The following is a 23,481-nucleotide window of genomic DNA, read 5'->3' as shown; positions in this document are numbered from 1 at the left end:
GAACCTTCGCCTCAATTACACTGCGCGACAACGCAATTACAATCTATGATCTGCCGGTCTACCCGCCGACGACAATGGCCCGATCAGCTGTCGCCATTGCGTGCCTACCGGCTGATGTCCGGACCGGCCAAATCGGCCAACGCCTGTAGGGATTGGGCGATCTTCGTCTCCACTTCGTCATCGGTCGCGGTCCGCGGAGTGCCGAACAGATGCCCTGCACGACCGACAGACAGACATGCCCCCTCCACCACCACCCCGCCCGCGATCCCGACGATAATCCGCAGCTCCTCGAGTGCGCGTGCGCCGCCGCGCCCGCCCGTCGACAATCCGATAATCGCGGTTTCCTTGCCCGACAGCGCACCTCGACCGTGCGGCCGTGATGCCCAGTCGATGGCATTCTTCAGCACACCGGGCAGCGAACCGTTGTACTCGGGCGTGATGATCAGTGCCGCGTCCGCCGCGATGATGGCCGAGCGCAGTGTGATCACCTCAGCCGGAACCGGGCCCGGGGCGTCGAGGTCCTCGTTGTAGTAGGGCACCTCACCGAGTAGGTCGAAGATGTCGACCTCGATCCCGGGCGGGGCCACCCGTACTGCCGCTTCGGCGAGCCCTCGGCTGATCGAGGCTTTTCGCAAACTGCCCGCAAGCGCGATAACCCGGAACACTGCCATGGCTGGCTCCTTCGAAGTCGGTGACCGCCGAATACATGTCGAGCTCCACAGAGCGAAACTCACAACTGATGGCCGACCGGGTCGAGCGCCGATATTCGATGACACCGTGTGGCCGGAAAGTACCCGCTGCGAAGACCGCACCAAATATATGGCATCTGATCGAGGTCGGCCTACTCGAACTGCCGAGCGGACGGTCCGGTAAACCACCCGCTGGCGGCGACTATTTACGAATATGTAGATATACGAGATCAATATGTGTCGTCGCGCGGGACGTGTCGGGCCTGCGTCCCGGTCGCAAAGTTCGATACTTGCCGCAATGCACAACCGGCGATGCGACGGAGGGGCACATGGCACGAATCGACGTACACGCACATATCTTCCCTGCTGACTATCTGGATGCCCTCGACCAGTACCGCGGGTCGGCCGACGGCACCGCAGCGGTACGTGGACCCGGGCCCGGAACCACCGAGGACGATGTCGCGGCACGATTGGCGGTGATGGACAATGCCGATGTCGAACTGCAATTGCTCTCGGTCGCGCCGCAATTCCCGGCGTTCGAGGACGCGGAGCAGAGTTCCACGGCCGCACGTCTCGCCAATAACGGTGTGGCAGCGGTGGTTCGAGACCACCGTGCTCGCTTCCGGGGACTGGCGGTGGTGCCCATGCCGCATACTCGCAATGCCGTGGACGAAGCTCACCGCGCCTTGGAAGAACTGGGTCTGGACGGGATCGCGACCGGAGCCACCGTGCTGGGTCGATCGCTCGCCGATGACTACTTCGAACCGCTACTGCGGTATCTCAACGATCGTGAAGCCATCCTGTTCGTTCACCCGGTCGGCGACGGGCTCGGCTCCCCGCTGCTGGCCGCACTCGGATGGGTGACCGGACACGCGACGGAACTGACCCTCGCCGCCGTCGAGCTCATTCAAAAGGATCTCCTGCGCACCTATCCGAAGATTCGATTCCTGTTCCCCCACATGTGCGGATACGCGCCCTTCATCGCCCAGCGCCTGGATCTGCACGCGGACTGGTACCTGCCCGCCGGACGCCCCCCGGTCGCGGAGCAATTGAAGCTCCTGCACTACGACACGGCGAACCCGACCCCTGGCGCACTGGAACAAACCATCGGCGTCGTCGGTGCCTCGCAACTCATGGTCGGCACCGATTTTCCCTTCGAAACCGGCGAATCGTTGATGAACCATCTGACCTATATCGGCAAATCCGGCATCCCGGCCGACCAGATCACCGCGATCGAATCCGAGAACGCGCGCCGCTTCCTCCGGCTCTGAACCAGATCAGTCCGCAATCCTGGACCGTCCCGCCGCAGGCCGGTGCTCTCGCCCCCCGGTGGTCCGAAACTCGTTCGGATCGACCTGAACCGCGGGGCGGAGGGCACCGCCTGTATCACCGACCGGGCCCGGTTTAGCGGTCGGAGCCAGGGTCCAGCATGCAGCGAGTGCAACGTTGGTTCATGGTGTCGATGCTGCCACGGTGTAGGTGCCGTTGCGGTCGGCGACGCTGCGGTCCATCGCGACTCGGCGGGCCCGGTTAACCTCTCCGAGCGGGCGATGGTCGGCCAAGGCGTTCCACGGTGCGAAGGAAATCTGCTCGACCTGCGCGGCAAACCCGGCCCCGAGCTGCTGTTCGGGAATGGTGAGGTCAGCGACGGTCACCCAGGGAGCGCTGGCTTCGGGCCACTGTTTGGTTGCGTCCTCGATCGGGGTGTCGGACTCGTTGACGTAGAACTGCAATTGAAAGCGATATGTCAGTGGCAGGCGGGCGAACATGTCAGCAGCCCAGTCGTTGTCGGCATCGGGATCTGGTACTTCACCTTCGGGCGGCAGCAGTCGCGCCCGGGCCGCGTAGGGGCCGACAGTGAAGGGGGTGGTGGTGTTGAACGTAGTGGTCGCGAATCCGGAGATGGCCAGTCGCTGAGCGGCTTCCGGCGAGGGTGGTATGTCCCCATTCGCCAATTGTGCCGACAGGGCGGTGAATTGCTCACTGGTCAATCCGAACGGGTCGATCTGGATCATCAAGAAGTCCTGACACCAGGCCGGTGATCCGTCACGGGCGTCGGGGCCCTCGACTCCGAATACCTTGAGCGCGAAGCCTCGGATATCCGGTATCGAATCGGCCTGAATATCGAATGTGCCGTTGGATGTTCGGATCCACACTTCATGAGAACCCGGCCGAGAGAACAATCCGAACCGCGCGTACGGGGGCAGGTCCGGCAGTACCTCGAACCGCCCGCGCAGCGCGAGTAGGGGTTTGCGGTGGAAACCACGTCCCGACTGCCCATATTTGTGCGTGCGGTCCTGCTGGATGGCCGAGAGCGTTTCGGTTTCGTGTGCGAAACACTCCGGTTCCGCGGCGGTGATCTTTTCGGTCCACTCGGTACTCGGTTGCGTCATTGTTCGGAACCTTCCAGAAGCGATGGCGTTCTATGGCTGGTTCAGCACCGTGAGACTGCGCAGCCCCAATGCTGTCACAGTGGGCCCTCCGGATCTCGTGTGCACGCGAACAATCCTTAGGCGGCGACACGGTGCACCGGTCCATTTGCCCGCCGTTCGTCCCTGCCCAAAGCGCCGGCGGTGTTCGATTCTGGTGGATCGGGCGCAGGTCTGAGCCGCCCACGCCCGATCCCCCTGCCCTAGGCGAAAGGGATATGCTCGGGACCGATCCGCCAGTTCGCTCTTCGATTTCATCGCCCTGAGTTTCGATGAGAGGTGAGTAGATGGCCGTAGACGTGTATGTCGACCCCGCTTATTCCGAGCACAATCAAAACGCCGCCCCCCAACAGCGTGAGCAGTGGCTCGGAACGGCTGCTCGAATCGAAAGGCAGGCTGTTCGATGACCACCACGCATTCGCTACCGTCTCGCGGAATCGAGAGCGTTACCGATCGCACCCTGATCGGCGCCGACTCACAGGTCGACAAGAAGGCCATCGTGCTCCCGCCCGGCGATCCGTCCGCGACCGACCCATTCCTGGCGCTGATGGAAGATTGGTTCAGCACAGTCGGTTTCGACTGGCATCCGCACCGCGGCATAGAAACCATCACCTATGTGCTCGACGGTGAACTCCAGCATCGTGACAATCGCGGCGGGCACGGCGTTCTCGCCGCCGGTGATGTGCAGTGGATGACCGCGGGGCGGGGCCTGCTGCATGCCGAGACCGCCTTCGAGGGGCGGCAGGTGCACACCTTGCAGCTGTGGTTGAACCTGCCCGCCGCCGACAAGCTCGTCGAGCCCGGCTATCAGGATCTGCGCGCGGCCGCGATGCCCCTCCGCACGGGCCCCGGCTACGTGGTGAAGGTCTTCTCCGGGCGCTCCGGCGACGTGGTCGGCCCGGCACGAAATCATGTGCCGGTCACCATGATCGACGCGACAGTGGATCCCGGCGCCACGGTCGAGCAGGAGATTCCCTCCCACCAGGAGGGATTCGCTTACATTCTGCGCGGCAACGGTGAATTCGGCCGTGATACCGCGCATTCCGGTCAGGCGGTACATCTCGAACCCAGCCCGGGTGAGCCGACGGCGCTGCAGGTGCGCAATACCGGAGCCGAACCCCTGCACTTTCTGCTGTGGACGGGTGTTCCGCTGCACGAACCGGTCGCCATGGGTGGTCCGTTCGTGATGAACACCCGGGCGGAGCTGGAGCAGGCGGTGCGTGACTATCAGGCGGGAGAGTTCGGTCCGATGCCGAAATAGGCTGCCTGCTAAAGGGTTTCGTCGACAGCGATCAGGTGGGTGATCTCATCGGTGCCCACCGTGTATTGGGCGACCTGATGTTCGATGTCCTGATCCAGCACGGTGAGGCGAGTGCGGTGCTGGCTCAGGTGCTCCTCCCAGGAGCGCACCACGAACGCTTCCACGTATCGGTCGGCCACACCGATATCGCGATAGAGCCGCCACTCCATGGCACCGGTGCGCTGACGCGAGCGCCCCGCGCGCGCCACCGCCGGGAAGAATCCGGCGGCCGCTTCCGGCGGGACGTCGTACCGGCGCAAGACCAGCACCGGTCCGTCGTCCGGCTCCGGAGCCGAAACAGCATAGGGCTCAGGCCAATACGCCAGAGGCGTGAGATCGAAGTCGGCGGCGTCCTGTTCGACCGGCCACCACAGCGTGCTCACCGCACAGAAACCGAGCAGTACCGCAGCCACCGCCATCGCACCCGCCGTGCCCAGCATCGCCGCGACCGCACCCCACAGCAGTGAACCGATGGCCTGACCGCCCATGAACACCAGCGTGTACACCGACATCCCCCGGGCCCGCACCCACGCCGGAAACATCAGCAGGATCATCGAATTGAGGGTCGAGAGCGCCATCGGCCATCCGATTCCGGCGACGAACAGCACGAGCAGCACCAGGGCCAGCTGCTGAACCACACCGGCCACCAGGGTCGCGATACCGAACAGCGCGGCCGAGACCGCCAGCATCCAGGTGGCGCCCCAGCGGCGGCGCATGACCGAGAAACCGAGACCACCGGCCACGGCGCCGATACCGAGCGCGGCCAGCAGCAGACCGTACCCGGACGAGGACAGGCCCAGCTCCCCGCGCGCGACCACCGGTAGCAACGACCACAGCGCACTGGAGGGAATGATGAAAAGCAGTGACCGCAACAGCACCCGCCGCACCGCCGGGCCTGATCGGACATATCGCAGTCCGGCGGCGAGGGCGGCGAAGGGGCGCTCGTGCGGCATGGCGTCATCGGACTTGGGACGGCGCCACCAGATCACCGCGGCGACCGTGGCGAGGAACGACACCGCGTTGACGCCGAAGACGAACGTCGGACCGGCCAGCGCGACGAAGACACCGGCAATGGCCGGACCCACCGCCCGCGCACCGTTGACACTGAGCCCGTTCAGTGCCGAAGCAGCCGGAATCTGCTCTCGTGGAACGAGTTCCGGCTGGATCGCCTGCCAGATGGGCAGGCTCAGCGCTTGCCCGCAGCCGACCAGGAACAACAGCAGCAGCAATACCATCGGCGTCGTCTGGCCCAGGGCGGTGGAGACGGTGAGTATCGCGGCGACCACCGCCATGGCCGACTCGGAGACGATCAGGAGTCGGCGCCGGTCCACCAGATCCGCCAGCACGCCGGCCGGGACGACCATCAGCACCACCGGCAGCGTGCTCGCGGTCTGCACCAGGGAGACCAGCAGGGCCGCATTGGGTTCGTCGACGAGCAGCCATTGCGCGCCGACGACCTGCATCCAGGTGCCGAGGTTGGAGACCAGCTGGGCGATCCACAAAGCCCGGAAAACCGTCGAGGCGAAGGGAGCCAATGACCGGACAGGGGTGGCCGGAACGCTCACGGTCGTCATCGCGCGAGCATATGCACAGATCACAGCCCTGCCGGGGACGCTACGCGGCGCGGTGCGGCCGCTTTCGCCCGCGAATCCCCGCGCGTACTCAATTGCCGAATCCGCCCCTGGATTCCGCTTACCGTATCCGAGGCACAACCCGACACGAGTGGGAGCGAGCAATGCCGGATAACCGAACTCCGATCGACGCGCTCGGCGCCGAGGACAGCGTGCTACTACTCATCGACTATCAACCGCATATGTACAACGGTATGAGCGGTCGCGATCGGGACGGTGTGCACCGCGCCGCGCTGGCCATTGCCACGGCGGCCCGGATTCTCGACGTTCCGGCGGTCCTGACGGCGCTCAATCCGCCCGGCAATGGTGACTTCCGTGCCGATATCGCCGCAGCGCTGCCCGGTACCGACATTACCGTGCGCAAGGTCCCGGGCTTTGATTCCCTGGCCGATGAGACCGTCTTGGACGCGATACGCGCCACCGGCCGCCGCAAACTCGTGCTGACCGGTCTGTGGACCTCGATGTGTATGACCTTCAGCGCATTGCACGCCCTGCGCGAGGGTTTCCAGGTCTACGGCATCGTCGACGCCGCGGGCGATATGTCGGCCGAAGCGCACGATTGCGCGGTGGCACGGATGACCCAGGCCGGGGTGGTGCCGGTGACGTGGATGCAGGTGACCTCGGAGTGGATGAACAACTGGGCCAACCCGAAATCGCGCGAACTGATCGCGGAGGTCTACGGCGAATTCAACGTCACGATGGGGATGTAAAGCGCTCGCCTCGACCGTTCAGCTCTTCCACGCGTCACGCTGCTGCCAAGGAGACTCGATGGTGACCGTTCGCGAAGCTTCATACGAGGTGTTGCGGTCCTTCGGCGCGACGACCGTCGTGGCCAACCCGGGATCCAATGAGCTGCCGTTCCTGGACCGGCTGCCCGAGGACTTCCAGTTCGTGCTCGCCCTGCAGGAGGGGTCGGTGATCTCCATTGCCGATGGGTACGCGCAAGCTTCCGGTAAGCCGGTGGTGGTGTCGGTGCACTCGGCGGCCGGCCTGGCCACCGGCATGGGCGCGCTGACCAATGCGTATGAGAACGGCGCACCGCTGATTATTATTGCGGGACAACAATTCCGGTCACTCTTGACCCTCGAGGCGATAGTCACCAACCGGGACGCGACCATGCTGCCGCGCCCACTGGTGAAGTGGAGCTTCGAGGCGCCCAGTCCGGAATCGGTCCCCGCCGTGCTCGCGCGGGCCGCCGCCTGCGCGCTCACCGCGCCGACCGGACCTGTATGCGTCTCGATTCCCCTCGATGATTGGCGGCGCGAGGCCGACCCGGACACCTCGAAGTACGCGAGCAGCCGCCGCATCTCCGGCAATCCCCAAGTGCCGCAGGCGGATATCGATCAGGTGGCGCGCCGCCTGGAATCGGCCGAGAATCCGCTGCTGGTGCTCGGCCCCGATGTCGACAAGTACGGCGGCTGGGACGCGGCCATCGCGCTGGCCGAGAAACGAAGCCTGGAAGTGTTTCTGGGCAGCGGCGAGTATTCACGCCTGCCGTTCCCGACCGATCACCGCTGTTTCCGCGGCGCTCTGGGCGCGACCATCGAGCAGGTGCGCACACAGCTCGAACCCTATGATTTCGTGGCCTGGATCGGTGGCGCGCTCCTGCCCTATCACGGCTGGGACGCGGGCCCCTATCTCTCCGGCGATACCGAACTCGTCCATATCACCGCCGATCCGGCCCAGGCCGCGCGTGCACCACTGGGCTGGTCGATCCTGGGCGATCCCGCCGCGGCCCTCACCGCGTTGACCGAGGCCGTCGCCGCGAGCGGACGCGCACTACCCGCGCCGCGCCCGGCCCCGGAGGTCATCGCCCGGACCGGCGCGCTCACCGAGCATCAGGTGTGGGACATCCTCGCCGAGGAACGACCCGGCCGAGCGCAGTACGTCTGGGACGCACCCTCGATGATCGGCTGGTGGAACCGGGTGCCGGTCTCCGAACCCGGCAGCTACTTCGCGCCCGGCGCCGGCACCGTCGGCTTCGGCCTGCCCGCCGCGGTCGGCGTCAGCCTGGCGCGCCCGGGCCGGCACACCATCGCCATCCTCGGCGACGGCGCCAGCAACTACACCATCGCCGGACTGTGGACCGCCGCCCAGCACAATTGCGATGTCACCTTCTTCGTCCTGCGCAATGGCACCTATCAGGTACTCGAGGATTACGCGACGCTACTGGCCGCCCAGCTGCCCGACATCAAGCTGCGCGGCATCGACTTCGTCGCCCTCGCCACCGGTTATGGCGTTGCGGCCGAGCGTGTTTCGGACGCCGACTCCACCACGGCCGCCTTGCGGCGAGCCTTCACCGAGCCCGGACCCCACCTGATCGAGTGCGATGTCAGGGCTCAATCCAGCGGCATGTTCTGAGCCTTCCCGGCGACGCTCGACAACAGGAGTGCAGATGCGCCAGGATCCCTACGCCTACCTTCCCGAACTACCCGGATTCACCCTCACCTCAACAGATTTCACTCACGAAGGACCGCTGGCGAGGGCGCATGCCGCCGCGTCGGTCGGCGGAGCGGATATCTCGCCGCAGCTGTCGTGGTCCGGGTTCCCGGCCGATACCCAGAGTTTCGCGGTGACGGTGTACGACGCGGACGCACCGACGGTGTCCGGCTTCTGGCACTGGTGCGTGGCGAACATCCCCGCCGGCACGACCTCGCTGCCGCCCGGCGCGGGTGACGGTTCGGCGATTCCCGCCGGGGCGCTCGTGCTGCGCGCCGATGCGGGGGTGGCCCGGTACACCGGTGCCGCTCCCCCGCCCGGTACCGGTACGCATCGCTATTACATCGCCGTCCATGCCCTCCCGCTCGACGAACTCGGCATCGACGAGTTCACCAGCGGCGCCGTCCTCGGGTTCAGTCTGTTCGCCACCGCGACGGCGCGCGCGATCCTCGTCGGCACCTACGACGCCGCGTGAGCCCGCTTCTTTCGAACCATCCTCATCGAGAAGGAGAGACCCCGCAGTGGATACACCTGTGAACCGTCGCAATGTATTGGTAGGCAGCGTCTTTGCTGCCGCGGCCCTGGCCGCCGGGACGGCATGCTCCTCGAGCAGCGACGATAAGAACACCGCCGCCACTACCTCCGCGGCGGCCCTGTCTCAGCAGGCCAAGGACACCACCGTCGTCCTGGTGCACGGTGCCGGCCTGGACGGCAGCACCTGGTCCAAGGTCAGCGATCAATTGCAGGCCGGCGGGTACAAGGTGATGGTCCCCGCGAATCCCTTGCGCAGCATAGGTGTCGACTCCGATTACTTCGGCAAGGTGGTCGGCGCCATCGACGGGCCGGTGGTACTGGTCGGGCATTCCTACGGCGGCGCGATCATCACCGAGATCGGTGCGAAGTTCCCGAACGTGAAGGGCCTGGTGTACAGCGCGGCATTCGCACCCGAGGTGGGGCAGTCCTGCCTCGGTGTGGCGAACGCCTACCCTCCCACCAAGCTGGTCGCCGCCACGGTGCCCTCGAAGTACACCGTCGACATCGACGGCGTGCAGGTGCCCGAATTGCTGGTGGACCCCGCACAATTCGGCGCCGTCTTCGCCGCCGGACTGCCCGCCGATCTGGTGAACGCCATGGCGGTCTCGGGACGTCCGGCCACGCCGCTGGCCTTGGATGGGAAGGTCACCGACGCCGCCTGGAAGACGCTGCCGTCCTGGTTCGTGGTGACCACCGAGGACAATGCGATTCCGCCGGACGCGCAGCGCATGATGGCCACCCGCGCCAATGCGAAGAAGATCGTGGAGATCGCCTCACCGCATCTGGTCGCGCTCACGCACCCGGATCAGGTCGCCGCGCTCATTCGCGAAGCCGTGGGATGAGCATCGGGGCGTAGTCCAGCCGGCCGCCGCGCCGGAGCGAGCACCCCGCAATCACGAAATCGCTCCGGCCGCGCACGGCCCGCACCGATGATCGATCGATGACCTCCGACAGCTTCGTCGCGGCCGCCTGCCACGCACTCCTCGAGAACATCGACGCGCTCGTGGACGAGGTGGCGCGGGAGATCATGCATACGGAACCGGCCTACGGCACGACCGGTCCGATCGCGGCGGACGATCTGCGCCGCAACAACCGAGAAAATCTGCAGGGCGTGCTATCGCATCTGGCAGGTCATCCGAGCCCCGGCACGGCCTCCGCGGAGAGCACCGGCAGGCTGCGCGCCCAGCAGCGGATTCCGCTCCCGGTAGTGCTGCGCGCGTATCGAATCGGGACCCGGGTGACGTGGGATCGGATGGTCGCCATGGCGGCCGGCGATCCGGAGGCCGGGGAGAATCTGCTCGCGCGGGCATCCGATATCTGGCGGCTGGTCGACGATTACTCCCAGGCGCTGACCGCCGGCTACGTCGAGGCCATCACCGAGCAGAACCGGCGAGACGCTCGGGCGCGAGCCGCCGCGCTGGAGGCGCTACTGGCTGGCGAGGCGGAGAGCGCAGCGCGGCTGCGGGCCTGTGCGGACGCCGTTCGCCTGCCCGTGTCGGGCACCTACGCGGTCATCTGTGCGACCACTGAATCTGCTGTGCCCGAGCCGATCCCGGGAGTCGCAGCGGCATTGACGGCACTGGGCGTGCGGGCGGCGTGGCGGACCCGCCTCGACACCCATGTCGGCATCGTCGCGCTGACCGAGAGCTTTCCCATCGAACGGCTCACCGGCCTACTGCGGGAGCGGGCCGAGGACACAATCGGCATCAGCCCGGTCTTCACCGATCTCACCTATGCGCATGCCGCCCTCCGCAAGGCCGAACTCGCTTGCGCCGCTGCCGATCCCGAATGCGACCCGGTACTACGCTATGAACATGGACTCTTCGGCATCCTGATCGTGAGCGCCCCCGATCTCGCCGCCGCCCTCGTCACCCAGGTATTGGGACCGATGCTGACCCTGCCCGAGCACGATCGCGCCAGCCTGCTGGACACCCTCTCCGCATGGTTCCGGCTCGGCGGCAATATCACCGCACTCTCCGAAACCCTGTACGTGCATCGAAACACGGTGCGCTTCAGGCTCAATCGAATCGCCGAACTGACCGGTCTGCGAGTCTCCGAGCCCGCCCAGGCGGCCGAACTCTACCTCGCCCTGCGCGCCCACCGCACGCTACCGAACAGCTGACCGGCCGAATGCCGCGGCCGCCGCGCCCCGAACAGGCTGCCACGTCCCGGGTATACAGCAATTAATTGGCTAATATGCAGTGATCTCACCCGCCCGCCGGAACCGGAGTTGTGACCCTGCCCCGCTGAATGCCGAAAGCTGGTTATCCGTGCCCTCGCCGACATTGCTCGACGTTTCCCGCTGGCAGTTCGCACTCACCGTCGCATTCCATATGACGTTTCCGGCGATCACCGTCGGGTTGTCGGTATTCCTGGCGGTGGTCTATGCGGTGTACCTGCGCACCGGCAATACCATCTACCTGCAGATCTTCCAGTTCTGGAAGCGCATCTTCGCGGTGGGATTCGGACTCGGTGTGGTGGCGGGCACCGTACTCACCTTCGAATTCGGTTTGAACTGGGGCGAATTCGCGGCACGGACCGGGCCTATCCTGGGTCCGATCATCGGCATGGAGGTGGTCACCGCCTTCTTCGTCGAAGCCGGATTCATCGGTGTCATGCTCTACGGCGAGGGCCGGGTGCCGCCGCGCATCATGCTGCTCAGCTGCTGCATGGTGGCTCTGGGCACGGTGTTGTCGACGACCTGGATTCTCATGGCGAATTCCTGGATGCAGACACCGGCCGGATATCGCGAGGAGAACGGGCGATTCGTACCCGCCGATTGGATGCGGATCCTGTTCAATCCCTCCTTCGGCTGGCGGTTTCCGCATATGCTCCTCGCCGTCTTCATTTCGGCGTCGATCCTGGTCGCCGCCGTGGGCGCGTACTATCTGCGGCGCGGGCTGTACCGGGAATTCGCCCGCCGGACGCTCTCGATCGGCCTGGGCATGGTGGCACTGCTCCTTCCGATCCAGATGTTCGTCGGCGACAGCATCGCCGATGTCTACGGTCCGCGGCAATTGCCCAAAATTGCTGCCATGGAGGGCAATTGGGATTCCAGCAATACCGGGTGGAATGCCTTCGTCATTCCGGACGAGAGCCGGCAGCGAAACCTGGTGCAGCTCACCATCCCCGATATGGGCAGCTGGATCGGTAAGGATCTGTCCGGTCATACGCCAATCCCCGGACAGGACCAGACGCCGCCGTCCGAACGACCCAACTCGTGGACCACGTTCTGGGGCTTCCGCATCATGTATTACACCGCGAATGTGCTGCTGGCCGCCGCCCTCGCGAGCGTGGTGCTGCGATTACGCGGAAAGCTGTACACCGCACCACGATTCCACCGGTTCGTGACCTGGCTGGCTCCCGCCGGAGTCATCGCCATTATCGGGGGCTGGGTGCTGGCCGAAACCGGTCGGCAGCCGTATGTGGTGTACGGGAAACTCCGCACCGCCGACGGGGTGTCGCATCTTGCGCCGCCGACGGTGGTGGCATCGCTGGCGGTCTTCGCCGCCCTCTACGGCGCCATGCTCGCCATCTGGATCGGTTACGTGGTCCGATGCGTCCGGCGCGGGCCCGATATCGCTGTCCCACAGGAGGTCTGATGGCTACCGGCTGCCTGATCCTGGCCCTGTTCTGTGCGCTCATGTATGTCATGCTCGACGGTTACGACCTCGGCATCGGCATTCTCATGCCCGGCGTCCGCGATGGCGAGCAACGCCGGGAGATGGTGGAGATCGTCGCGACTGCCTGGGATGCGAACGAATCATGGATCGTACTGCTGGGCATTGTCCTGTTCGGCGCGTTCCCGGCCGCCTACGGGGTGATGTTGCCGGCGCTGTACATACCGTTCCTGGTGGTACTGCTCGGGCTGTTCCTGCGCGGTGCGTCGATCGAATTCGTCTCCGCGGCAACAGGGGTGCCCCGGCTGCCGTGTGCGCTCTTCGGCTGGTCCTCGCTGGTCACCGCCTTCGGGCAGGGAGTACTCGTCGGCGGACTGCTGACGGGGGTCTCGCATTCCGGAATCCGCTTCACCGGAGGCGCTTTCGACTTCTTCGGCTGGTTTCCGGTGCTGTGCGGCGCGGTGGCGGTGGCGCTCTATGCCGCGGCTGGAGCCGCCTACCTGCACTACAAGAGCGAAGGCGCGCTGCGCGCACGGGCCGCGAGGTCCGGGCGGGTCGCCGCGGCACTGGGATTGGGACTGCTCATCATTGCCGCGGCGAGAGTGAACACCGCTACGGCACTGCGCCTTCCGTCCGAGTTCGGAACGAGAGCGGCCCTGCTGTGGGCAGGTGCCGCGGTCGCGACGCTGGGCTTGCTCGCGGCGGTGGTCTTGTCCGGCCGGGCTCGCGATCGGCTGCCGCTGATCGCGGTCCTCGGCGCGGTGGCGGGCGCGACAGTCGCCGTGGGCGCGATCCTGTATCCGCTGCTGGTCCCGCCGGATATCACCGTGGGCGCAGCCCGGTCTCCCTACAGCTCTATGCGTTTCGTATTGATCGGAGTCGGTGTGAATATTCCACTGCTGCTGTTCTACAACTGGTTCGCCCATCGGGTCTTCCGGGGCAGGTACCGGCCTGATCTTCCGGCCGGGGCACCCGCCGGGCGCGCGCTCGGCCCGGCCACCTCCACGGTGCGCCGATGAGTGCGCACCGCATGCCCGCGAGCGGCCGACCCGAGAGCGGCCGAAGGCGTTTCGGTCGTTTCGCGAATATCGCCTGGACCGCGCTCGGCATTCTGCTGTCGTTCACATTCACCGGCATCTTCAGCGGCACGCCGATGCATCGCGCCCTCAATATCGCGGCCATCGCCGCGTGCGTCCTGGCTGGTCTGGTGGTGTGGATCGCCGACGAACGGCGGGAGGCGGGCCGAGCGCCGGGCAACGATGACTGAACGGGACGACCACCGCGAAAGCGACTGTGCCGCTGCCTGTCTGCGCGCTCTCGCCGCACCCGGCCGGTCCCTGCTGCACCATGCCGCCATTGCCCAGGTCGCCGGGCAGGCGGGCACCGTGTCGATGTGGGCCGGAATGGTGCTGGCGCTGCGATCATCGACCGGACTCACCACGTGTGCGATCGCCCTGATCGGCGGCGCGGTGCTCAGGCTCGGCGCCTACCACTACGCCGAGCGTGAGGCGCAGCGCGGCGCGGCGGCCATTGCCGCGCGGATCGCCGCCTCCGCGACGCCGGTGGTGAATCCGGCGGCAGCGGCTGCGGATCCCGCCGGAACAGCCTGGCGGACAATGGATCTGAGCCGGCGAATCGGCGAGTTCCAGCGCAGGCACCTGCCCGCCCGGCTCGCCGCCGCACCCAGCGCGGCGACCGTACTCGTCGTCGTACTGCTCACGCACTGGCCCGCCGCCATTCTGATGCTCCTGGCCACGCCGATCATCCCCGTCAATCTCTATGCCATAGGCCTGGCCACGCGCGCGGCCGCCGCGGCCGAACTCGAGGCGACGCGCGACCTGTCGGCCCGTCTGCACGACCGATTCCGCGGTCTGCACACGCTCACCGCGCTGCGGGCCGTCGCCGCGGAGCGGGCCAGAATCCACAGCGCCGCACTCGGTTTGCAGTGTTCGGCCATGACGGTGCTGCGGCGCGCGGTGCTCGCCGGATCGGTTCTCGATACCGTCATCACCGCGGCGGTCGCGATCATCGCCACCTACTGCGGGCTCGTCCTGCTCGGCTATCTGCGGCTGCCGGGCACTCCCGCGCTCTCCTTCGCCTCGGCCCTTTTCGTGCTGGTACTCGCGCCGCTGTATTTCGCGCCCTGGCGTGAACTCGCCGCCGGCTACCACCTGCGCGACTCCGCGCTCGCCGCAGTGGACGAATTGTCGCGCGCGGCAACCGTTCCCGCGCACACTGCCGAAGCGGCCGGAGACCGCCCCGCACATCCACCCAGCCTGTCCGCCCGAGAGGTCGAGGTACGGGTGCTGCGCGGGCTCGACATCGAGGTGCCCGCGGGAACCTCGCTGGCACTGACCGGGCCGTCCGGCAGCGGCAAGACCACCGTATTGAACCTGTTCGCCGGATTGGTGATCCCCGAGAGCGGGCGCATCACCGTGGATGGCCTACCCCCGCATCCGGGCGGGTGCTCGTGGCTGGGCCATCGCACCGCGATCCTGACCGGCACCCTCGCCGACAATCTCCGGCTCGGCACCCCGAATGCCTCGGCAGAGGACATCCACGACGCGCTCGCCCGGGTCGGGCTCTCGGAATTGCTGGAGCGGTTGCCGCACGGCATCGAAACACCTATCGGGGCTGAAGGATTCGGATTGTCGGCGGGCGAAGGACAGCGGCTGGCACTGGCCCGCGCACTGGTGCGCGACGCTCCGCTGTGGCTGGTCGACGAACCGACCGCACATCTCGACGCCGCCGCCGAAGCCGCCCTGCTTCCGGTCCTCACGGCCGCCTGGTCCGGGCGAACGGTGGCCGTGGCCACCCACTCCCCCGCCGTGGCCGCGCTGGCGGACAGCATTCTCGATCTCGAGACCACGAGTCGCCCGGTGCGGATCTCGTGAACGGCAGGAAGCCCACCGGACCGCTCAGCGCCCTAGCGCATTTCGCTCGCCTGCCGGATCCGCGCGCGAGGCGCCGGCTCTTGGCCGTGACTGCCCTGGCCGCTCTCGCCGCGCTGGCCGGAATCGGACTGCTGAGCCTGTCCGGATGGTTCCTGGCCGCCTGCGCGCTCGCGGGCGCGGGCCTGCTGCCCGGGTTCGGTTACTACCTGCCCAGCGGTGCCGTGCGCGCCCTCGCCCTGGCCCGCATCGGCGCCCACTACGGCGAACGCCTGGGCGCGCACGCGGTCGCCCTGGACTGGCGCACCCGAATTCGGCTGCGGCTCTTCGATGATCTCGCAGCGGCGCCGACTGCGGTCCAGCGCGAATGCGCACACTCGGACGCCCTGGACCGGATCATGAACGATGCCGAATCCGTCGACAATCTGGTGGTGAGCGCCGTCATTCCGCTCTGCGCGACCGTCATCGCGCTGGCGGCCGGGTGCGGCGCACTGCTGTGGGCCGCACCCGCCGCCGCGGCGATCTGTGCGAGCGGTGCGATCGCAGCGGCGGTCGTGGCCATCATCGCCGGGCGGGCCCGCCACACCCTGTCCGCAGAACTCGCCGCGGCACGTGGCGCCGCACGCACCCGAATCGCGATGATCGCCTCCGCCGCACCGGAATTGGTATGCCTCGGCGCGGCCGAACAATTACACCGCGACCTCCGATCGCTGCTCGCCCGCCTGGACGGGCTCGAGGCGCGTACCGCACTGTGTGATCGACGGGCCGTGCTGTGTATTCGCCTCATCGGCACGGGCATGGTCGCGGCCGTGGCTTTCTGGCTTCATTCCGGTCCGATGACCCCCGCACTGCCGACGGCGACCCTGGTGGCGCTGGTGACGATCCAGCTCGCCGAGCAACTCGAAGCGCTTGCGGCCATCTCCCGCCAGACGGTCGAATCTGCCACGGCAGCAGAGCGTTTGGCCCCTCTGCGCGGCGCCGAGGAGCCCGGCATCGAGCGACCCCGGCCAATGGTCGCGGTATCGTTCGCGCCCGGTTCGACCACCGTACTCTCCGGCGCTTCCGGCATCGGAAAGACGACCGCGCTACGTGATATCGCGGCGAATGCCGCGACGCCGCACACCTTGATCCCGGTCTGGCACGACGATCCGGTCTTCACCGGCACCGTCGCCGAGAATCTGCGCCTGGGCGCGCCCGCACTGACCGACACCGACGCGCAACTGCTACTGGACGATTTCGGCCTGACGGATCTGAGGCCGGGCACCCGGGTCGGCACCGGGGCGCGCACACTCTCGCACGGGGAAACCCGGCGGCTCACCATTGCCCGCGCAGTCGCGGCTCACCCGCGAATACTCCTGCTCGACGAGCCCACCGAGGGCCTGGATCCCGGGCATATCCGCCGCACCTTCGAGGCGATTCGCCGCCGACTGCCCGAGGCGGCCGTCATCGCGGCCGTTCACGACCGCCACCACGCCCATCTGCCGAATTACGGCGTCCAGCACCTGCGCCTCGACCAGGCGGGCGCAACCGGAAATCCCGCAGTCTCGCAAGGGCCGCGCACGGAGGCAATGGGTTCGAGCACAGAGTTTCGCTGACCGGGATCGCAGTGCTCGTCGCGCTGGTCGCTGTCTATGGTTCTGAATATCGCTGCACGGCGTAGCGATATTCAGAACTCCAGGCGGAGGACTCGATGACGAGGGCCGTGAATGCCGATTCGACGGCGACGCAATACGCGGATATCGCGCACCTGCTGATCGACCGGCTCGGGGATCAGCACCCCGGACTCCGCACCCGCCAACAGGATTGGACCTGGGACGGCGTAGTGCGGGAGTCGGCGGCACGAGCCGCCCTGGCGCTCGCGATGCGGCGTCCGGGGCCGTTCCATATCGGCGTCCTGCTCGACAATGTCCCCGATTTCATTTTCTGGCTGGGCGGCGCCGCGCTCTCGGGTGCGACCATCGCCGGAATCAACCCGACCCGGAGCGCGGACGAGCTCGCGGCGGAGATCCACTATGTGGACTGCCAGCTCATCGTCACCGATACCGCAGGGATGACCCGGCTGCGGGCGCTGGATCTGGGGCTCGACGCCGATCGGTTCCTCCTTGTCGATGATCCCGGCTACGCGGCCCTGCTCGATGCGCACCGCGCCGAGCCCGCCATCGCCCCCGGCGTCGGCGAAGACGATCTGTTCCTGCTGCTGTTCACCTCCGGGACGACCGGCGCCTCCAAGGCCGTCAAATGCAGTCAGGGCCGGCTGGCCTGGACGGCCTATGCCGCGAGCGCCAAATTCGGTCACCATCGCGGCGATGTCGACTACTGCTGTATGCCGCTTTTCCACGGCAATGCCATCATGGCGCTCTGGGCCCCGGCTCTTGTGAACGGTGCGACCGTCTGCCTGACGCCGAAGTTCTCGGCGAGCGGATTCCTGCCGGACGTACGGTATTTCGGCGCGACCTTCTTCACCTATGTCGGCAAGGCCCTCGGCTACCTGATGGCCACACCGGAGTTGACCGGCGACGGTGACAACACCCTCGAGCGCGCCTTCGGCACCGAGGCCTCGCCGGAGGATCAGGTGGAATTCGTGCGCCGATTCGGTGCGCAGCTGTTCGAGGGCTATGGGTCCAGCGAGGGCGCCGGTGCGGTGGAATTGGCGCCGGACACCCCCGCCGGCGCGCTCGGGCGTCCCGCGCACGCGGGCATCGCGATCATCGATCCGGAGACGCTGCGCGAATGCGAGCGGGCCCGGCTCGATGAGTACGGCCGGGTGCGCAATCCCGACGAGGCCATCGGCGAGATCGTCAACAAGGCCGGCGTGCGCGCCTTCGAGGGCTACTACAAGAACGACCACGCCGATGCCGATCGCATTCGCCACGGTTGGTACTGGACCGGGGATCTCGGATACGTCGACACCGCCGGATTCATCTACTTCGCAGGGCGCCAGGGTGATTGGATTCGCGTCGACGGCGAGAACACCTCTGCGCTGGTCATCGAGCGCGTGCTGCGCCGCCACCCCGAGGTGATCGCCGCGGGCGTGTACGCGGTACCGGACCCGCGCTCCGGCGATCAGGTCATGGCCGCCCTCGAGGTGGCCGATCCGGCGACCTTCGATATCGCGGCCTTCACCGCCTTCCTGAGCGCGCGGCCCGATCTCGGCAGCAAGGCCACGCCGCGCTTTCTGCGCGTATCCCCGCACCTGCCCATGACCGGCTCCAACAAGGTGCTCAAACGCGAACTCCAGCAGGAACTCTGGCGCACCACCGACACGGTCTACCGCTGGTCCACACGCGGCGAACCCGAATACCACCCCATGAACGCAGCCGAAAAGGCCGCCCTGGAAGCCGAATTCGAGCGATTCGGCCGCAGGCGGCTGCTGTGATCCACCACAGAAGAGAGACAGTCATGCCCGTCATCAACCAGAGCAGCACCTGGGAACTCGTCGAGAAGCGACTCGCGGAGACCACGAACCAGCGCCACCGCACAGTACTGAGCGTCGTACTCGAGCATATGAAGGCCGAGGCCGCCCCCGATATGGATCGCCTCATGGCCACCCTCTCGCCGAACCCGGACTACCACTTCTGGTTCGACGGCCAGGATGTCGGCTCCAAGGGCACCGAGGCCGTGCACGCCTACTACACCGCATTCCTGGAGAGCCGCACCAATATCCTTGCCTTCGAGCTGGATCGGCTCGTCGTGGACGACCACTGCGTGGTGACCGAAGGCTTCCTGAAGCAGATCTACCCCGGTGCGGTCGCGGCCCGGATGGGAATGCCCGTGGACGATGAGAGCGCCGACTACCTCATCGTCTTCCGGCAGCTGCTGCTGTGGCCGGTCGACGAGAACGGCAAACTCCAGGGCGAGGACTCCTACCACTCCGGCCCGGCGAGCATCACCAAACTGGCCTTCGAGGAACTGCCCCAGGCCTATATCGACCTGGTGCACACGGGCGCCGCACCCGAATCCGCGACCAGGGAGGGGTGAGCCGCATGCGCGCCGTCGTGTGCGCCAATGGTGAGCTCAGTGTGCAGACGCTGCCCGCGCTCCAGCCGGGCAGCGGGCAGGTGCTGTTGAACGTCCTGCGATGCGGTATCTGCGGTTCGGACCTGCACGCCCGATCGCACTGCGATGAACTGGCGGATCTGTTCGCCGCCGGCGGCTTCGACGCCATGATGCGCTCGCACCAGAGTGTGGTGATGGGGCACGAATTCTGCGGTGAGATAGTGGAATACGGGCCCGGCACCCGCCGGCCGTGGAAGCCCGGAACGCCGGTCGTGGCAATGCCGATACTGCGGCACGGCCGCGACCCGCACCCCACCGGATTGTCGGCCCACGCCTCCGGCGGTTACGCCGAGCAGGTGCTGGCTCAGGAGTGCATGACCTTCGCGGTGCCGAACGGGCTCTCCGCCGACCACGCGGCGCTGACCGAGCCCATGGCTGTGGCCTGGCACGCCGTGCGCAAGGGCCGGGTCAGCTCGAAGCGTACCGCCTTCGTGATCGGTTGCGGCCCAGTGGGTCTCGCGGTCATCGCTTTGCTGAAAGCGTCCGGGGTGCGCACCGTGATCGCCAGCGATTTCTCCCCGCGCCGCAGAGAACTCGCCACCCGGTGCGGAGCCGATATCGTCGTGGACCCCGCCGTCGAAGGCCCGTGGGACCACGCCCCCGAAAAGGACCGTGCCGCCGACGCGGTCGAAACCCTCAATCTCGGCTTCGACATCATGGAGCGGCTGCGCCGAATCCCCCACCTGCCCTGGTGGTACGCCTTTCGCGCCCTGCACACCTTCGACCTCGGCCCCACCGGTCCGGACGTCTTCGAATGTGTCGGCGCGCCGGGCATTATCGAGCAGATCATCGCCGCCGCCCCGCCCCGGTCTCGGGTGGTGGTCGTCGGCGTCTGCATGGAAACCGATCGTTTCCAGCCGGTCATGGCCATCAACAAGGAAGTCGAGCTGCGCTTCGCTCTCGGCTACGATCCGGGCGAATTCCGCGACGCCCTGCATATGATCGCCGACGGCAAGGTCGATCCCACCCCGCTGATCACCGGAACAGTAGGCCTCGACGGTGTCGGCGGCGCCTTCACAGCACTCGCCTCCCCCGACTACCACGCGAAGATTCTCATCGATCCCACCATCAAGGCCACCGACCCCCGAGGTCACCGGATCGACCAGACGCTGCCCTGATCGGAATCGGTCGACCGTATCGTTCCGCCCGGATCAATGCCCGGGCGGAACGATATGAGCCTCAGGACGGCTCTTATCAGTCAAGCATTTTCGCCTTCAGCGCGGTGAGGTCACCGTCGGTCAGACCGAGCCCGCTGTGCACATAGTTGTCGAAGGTGCCGTAGCTCTTGTCCACCTGGTCGAAGGCCGCATCCAGAGCCGGGGCAGACACACCGTTCAGCGCGTCGCCGTCCTTGGCGTTGCGGTAGTAGTTCGACAGCAGATAGTCGTAGTACACCGTGTCTTTGTCCACGCCCAGGATGGTCAGCAGCACAGCCGAAGTCCAGCCGGTGCGATCTTTACCGCCGGTGCAGTGGAAGAGCACGCCCCCGGGGTTGTCGGCGATATCGCGCAACACATCCGCAAACCCCGCATCGGCGCCCGGTGTGGTGATGAACGCGCGGTACAGGTCGGTGCCGGCGCTGAGGGTGGACATCAGCACCTGCGGCGGAGCCTGCCCGATCACATCGTCATGATGTTCGACAGCAGTAGCGGGGATGCGGTCCGCTCCCGCGAGGGTCTGCTCGTACCCGGTGCGCAGATCATGGACGGCAACAACATTGTCACCGGCCAGTGTGGTCAGATCGGCGTCGGTGGCCTTGCTCAGATCACCGGTGCGGAACACCAGTCCGGTCCGCACCGTATGGCCGTCAGCGGTGCGATAGCCGCCGACATCGCGGGCATTGAGCACGCCGGCGAGCCCGAGGGAACGACCGTCGGTGTTCACCAGCACCGCGCTGGTGGTGGCAGGCGGGTCGGCGGCGATCGCCGTGGCTGCCGTACCGAAGCCCGCCGACAGCCCAACGGTCACCACGAGTGCAGCTCGAAAAGCGCGATTGCGCATTACTGACCTTCCTGCTCCAGGGCCGGGGTCCAGGGCCCCTCCGCGCAGGCTTTTGATCTGATCATCTCCGATGGTCGGCATCCGGCGATCCTTTCGAAATTCTGGGGCACCCGGCCGATGCGTACCGAACAGGCCGATGAACCACCACCTTTCTAATACGCTATGTATCGTATTGTAAATGCGAGCAACAACACAGCGCGCGACCCGCCGTCGTTGCGCCTAGGACTCACCACTGGGCAGATCGGCGAGGATGCCGCGCAGTATGCCGGTCGCCTGCCCTACTTCGATGAGATAACCATCGGGATCGACCAGGTAGCACCGGAGTTCGGCCTTGCGGTCGAGGGGCTCGGTCAGGAACCGCGCCCCCTTGACCTGCGCCGCTGCGTAGAAGGCTGCGATGTCAGCGACCCGAACATTCAGAAATGACGAGACCGGATCACCCGGCCGCGGCGGAGTCAGCGTCACCTCCGGCTTATCCGGGGTCGGGCCACCGCCGGGATTCATGATGATCCAGCTGTTGGCGACCTTGACGATCGCCGGGTTTTCCTCCGATACCACTCGCCCACTGAGGATTTCGGCGTAGAAGTCGCGTGAACGCGCGACGTCACGAACCGTCAGGAAGTGAGTCAACAGCAGTCCGTCCGCAGGAATCGGTAAGTCTTCCTGGTTGCTCACGCAGCCCTCCTGGTTTCCTCGAGTGGTGATGCCGCCATCCTCCCAGTACCCACTCCGAAATAGGCGGCAAGCCAGAGCAGCGAGTCGGGGCGGCAACCTTCGCGACGAAGCGACAGCGCGATCGGCCGCCGCGGGAGCCTGCCATCGAAACCATATACAGAAAGTGGTTCAGAAAGAACTCCGCTCCCGGCGCCAGTTCCGGGAACGGAGTTCTTTTCCGATGCAGCTACTGCTGTGCCATTCACAGGGAACAGGTCAGGGCAGCAACTGCTCGATTCGGGCGGTGCAGAAGCCGGTGATATTCATTTCCGGCGGCAACTGCACGCGATTGGCCATGCGCAGCAGGGGAACCGACAGCAGCACGGCCGCCAGGATCTCGTTGAACACCAGGTTGCGGACCGGCATTCCGGTGCGCTTCTCGTAGTACGCGATGGTCTCCTCGCGGGTCGGCGTACCGGGCAGCGGCGCATGACCCTCGAATTCGCTGCTGGCCCAGTCCAGGAACAGCAGCCAGCCCAGATCGGCCTCGTGATCGCCGAGATACGCGATCTCCCAATCCAATACGCCACTGACTTGGAAGTCCTTGTCGTACAGAATGTTCGACATACGCGCGTCGCCCCAGCAGAGCGTGACATGCTCGGGCTCGTAGAGATTGTCCCGGAGGAAGGCGATGGCCTTGCGGTAGGTATCGGGTTGATCGCCCTCGGTGGCCCAGGTCAGCGCGGCATCCAGATAGTTGACGATCTGCTCCACGGGCGCCGCGCCGTGCTGCGGAAGTGCCAGAAAGTCCAGTCGCAGTGCCCGCCAGTCCAATCGGTGGATATCGGCGATGGTATCGATGCAGCCCCACCACATGCGTTCGCGCTGCTGCGGCGTCGCATGGAAGTAATTACCCGCTACGTGATAGGAGGGGTAGTCGCTGGGCGCCTCACCCGGCAGCCGTGTCATCACCAAGTATGAGCTGCCGAGGTCGCCACCGTCGCGGTCCAGCCATACCGGTGTGGCGACCGGGATATCGGTGCCGGCCAGCCGCTGCATGACCAGCACCTGCCGCAGCAAGTCGTAGTCGGGAAACAGCGACATCTCCGGTGGTCGCCGGAAAACCAGTGGCAGTGCGCCGTTTTCGTCTTCGACCTCGAAAAGGAAGGTCTCGGTGGCGAATCCGCGATCGGTGCGATTGAAATTGCGAACTCGGGCCGCGCCGGATACCGGGAAG

Annotated in this window: 21 protein-coding genes; 15 read left to right on the top strand and 6 right to left on the bottom strand. The window is 66.4% G+C overall.

What is annotated here, in order from left to right; genetic code table 11:
• Window positions 1-104 precede the first annotated feature (104 nt).
• The gene (locus ABZX86_RS39975; protein WP_355131648.1) at window positions 105-671 is read right to left on the bottom strand and encodes an NAD(P)H-dependent oxidoreductase; all 567 of its coding nucleotides are present in this window, start codon (window positions 669-671) and stop codon (window positions 105-107) included.
• A gap of 347 nt (window positions 672-1,018) precedes the next feature.
• On the opposite strand from ABZX86_RS39975, the gene ABZX86_RS39970 reads away from it, so the two are divergent.
• Window positions 1,019-1,960 carry an amidohydrolase family protein gene (locus ABZX86_RS39970; protein WP_355131646.1) on the top strand — a complete coding sequence of 314 codons (942 nt, stop codon included), beginning with the start codon at window positions 1,019-1,021 and terminating at the stop codon, window positions 1,958-1,960.
• Between the two features lie 180 nt (window positions 1,961-2,140).
• On the opposite strand, the gene ABZX86_RS39965 is transcribed toward ABZX86_RS39970, so the two are convergent.
• Window positions 2,141-3,082, bottom strand: coding sequence for a hypothetical protein (locus ABZX86_RS39965; RefSeq protein WP_355131644.1), 942 nt, complete (start codon window positions 3,080-3,082; stop codon window positions 2,141-2,143).
• Between the two features lie 439 nt (window positions 3,083-3,521).
• Here ABZX86_RS39965 and ABZX86_RS39960 point away from each other — a divergent pair, with 439 nt between their 5' ends.
• Window positions 3,522-4,379: a pirin family protein gene (locus tag ABZX86_RS39960; RefSeq protein WP_355131642.1), complete on the top strand. Its 858-nt coding sequence runs from the start codon at window positions 3,522-3,524 to the stop codon at window positions 4,377-4,379.
• Between the two features lie 8 nt (window positions 4,380-4,387).
• Here ABZX86_RS39960 and ABZX86_RS39955 read toward each other — a convergent pair whose 3' ends face one another.
• Window positions 4,388-5,992: an MFS transporter gene (locus ABZX86_RS39955; protein WP_355131640.1), complete on the bottom strand. Its 1,605-nt coding sequence runs from the start codon at window positions 5,990-5,992 to the stop codon at window positions 4,388-4,390.
• 161 nt (window positions 5,993-6,153) lie between these two features.
• On the opposite strand from ABZX86_RS39955, the gene ABZX86_RS39950 reads away from it, so the two are divergent.
• The 13 genes from ABZX86_RS39950 (at window position 6,154) to ABZX86_RS39890 (ending at window position 20,707) form a co-directional block, all read left to right on the top strand.
• Window positions 6,154-6,759: an isochorismatase family protein gene (locus ABZX86_RS39950; protein WP_355131638.1), complete on the top strand. Its 606-nt coding sequence runs from the start codon at window positions 6,154-6,156 to the stop codon at window positions 6,757-6,759.
• 58 nt (window positions 6,760-6,817) lie between these two features.
• Window positions 6,818-8,410: a benzoylformate decarboxylase gene (gene mdlC, locus ABZX86_RS39945; protein ID WP_355131636.1), complete on the top strand. Its 1,593-nt coding sequence runs from the start codon at window positions 6,818-6,820 to the stop codon at window positions 8,408-8,410.
• Between the two features lie 34 nt (window positions 8,411-8,444).
• Window positions 8,445-8,963, top strand: a complete 519-nt coding sequence (locus tag ABZX86_RS39940; RefSeq protein WP_355131634.1) for a YbhB/YbcL family Raf kinase inhibitor-like protein — start codon at window positions 8,445-8,447, stop codon at window positions 8,961-8,963.
• Between the two features lie 46 nt (window positions 8,964-9,009).
• Window positions 9,010-9,864, top strand: coding sequence for an alpha/beta hydrolase (locus ABZX86_RS39935; RefSeq protein ID WP_355131632.1), 855 nt, complete (start codon window positions 9,010-9,012; stop codon window positions 9,862-9,864).
• 98 nt (window positions 9,865-9,962) lie between these two features.
• Window positions 9,963-11,144 carry a helix-turn-helix domain-containing protein gene (locus ABZX86_RS39930; protein WP_355131630.1) on the top strand — a complete coding sequence of 394 codons (1,182 nt, stop codon included), beginning with the start codon at window positions 9,963-9,965 and terminating at the stop codon, window positions 11,142-11,144.
• Window positions 11,145-11,292: 148 nt separating this feature from the next.
• Entirely contained in the window at window positions 11,293-12,624 is a 1,332-nt protein-coding gene (locus ABZX86_RS39925) for a cytochrome ubiquinol oxidase subunit I (protein WP_355131628.1), read from the top strand.
• The gene (locus ABZX86_RS39920; RefSeq protein WP_355131626.1) at window positions 12,624-13,661 is read left to right on the top strand and encodes a cytochrome d ubiquinol oxidase subunit II; all 1,038 of its coding nucleotides are present in this window, start codon (window positions 12,624-12,626) and stop codon (window positions 13,659-13,661) included. The genes ABZX86_RS39925 and ABZX86_RS39920 overlap by 1 nt, the downstream gene beginning before the upstream one ends.
• The gene (locus ABZX86_RS39915) at window positions 13,658-13,909 is read left to right on the top strand and encodes a hypothetical protein (protein WP_355131624.1); all 252 of its coding nucleotides are present in this window, start codon (window positions 13,658-13,660) and stop codon (window positions 13,907-13,909) included. Before ABZX86_RS39920 ends, ABZX86_RS39915 begins: the two co-directional genes overlap by 4 nt.
• Entirely contained in the window at window positions 13,902-15,536 is a 1,635-nt protein-coding gene (locus ABZX86_RS39910) for an ATP-binding cassette domain-containing protein (protein ID WP_355131622.1), read from the top strand. Before ABZX86_RS39915 ends, ABZX86_RS39910 begins: the two co-directional genes overlap by 8 nt.
• An 86-nt stretch (window positions 15,537-15,622) precedes the next feature.
• A complete protein-coding gene (locus ABZX86_RS39905) occupies window positions 15,623-17,128 on the top strand; it encodes an ATP-binding cassette domain-containing protein (protein ID WP_355131654.1) in 1,506 nt (501 codons plus the stop codon).
• A 95-nt stretch (window positions 17,129-17,223) separates the two neighbouring features.
• Window positions 17,224-18,909 carry an AMP-binding protein gene (locus ABZX86_RS39900; protein ID WP_355131620.1) on the top strand — a complete coding sequence of 562 codons (1,686 nt, stop codon included), beginning with the start codon at window positions 17,224-17,226 and terminating at the stop codon, window positions 18,907-18,909.
• A 23-nt stretch (window positions 18,910-18,932) separates the two neighbouring features.
• Window positions 18,933-19,511, top strand: coding sequence for a nuclear transport factor 2 family protein (locus tag ABZX86_RS39895; protein WP_355131618.1), 579 nt, complete (start codon window positions 18,933-18,935; stop codon window positions 19,509-19,511).
• Between the two features lie 5 nt (window positions 19,512-19,516).
• A complete protein-coding gene (locus ABZX86_RS39890; protein ID WP_355131616.1) occupies window positions 19,517-20,707 on the top strand; it encodes a zinc-binding dehydrogenase in 1,191 nt (396 codons plus the stop codon).
• A gap of 76 nt (window positions 20,708-20,783) precedes the next feature.
• Here the strand turns inward: ABZX86_RS39890 and ABZX86_RS39885 are convergent, their stop codons facing one another.
• The 3 genes from ABZX86_RS39885 to ABZX86_RS39875 form a co-directional block, all read right to left on the bottom strand.
• Window positions 20,784-21,560, bottom strand: a complete 777-nt coding sequence (locus ABZX86_RS39885; RefSeq protein WP_355131614.1) for a tyrosine-protein phosphatase — start codon at window positions 21,558-21,560, stop codon at window positions 20,784-20,786.
• Between the two features lie 249 nt (window positions 21,561-21,809).
• On the bottom strand, window positions 21,810-22,265 hold the full coding sequence (locus ABZX86_RS39880; protein ID WP_355131612.1) for a VOC family protein: 456 nt from the start codon (window positions 22,263-22,265) through the stop codon (window positions 21,810-21,812).
• 255 nt (window positions 22,266-22,520) lie between these two features.
• On the bottom strand, window positions 22,521-23,481 hold a 961-nt coding region (locus tag ABZX86_RS39875), incomplete at its 5' end, for a phosphotransferase family protein (RefSeq protein ID WP_355131610.1).

Origin of the sequence: Nocardia sp. NPDC006630 (assembly GCF_040611495.1) — a bacterium.
In the GTDB taxonomy this organism is placed as follows: domain Bacteria; phylum Actinomycetota; class Actinomycetes; order Mycobacteriales; family Mycobacteriaceae; genus Nocardia.
Note: the sequence above shows the minus strand (reverse complement) of the source record. Positions and strands in the feature narration are given on the sequence as shown.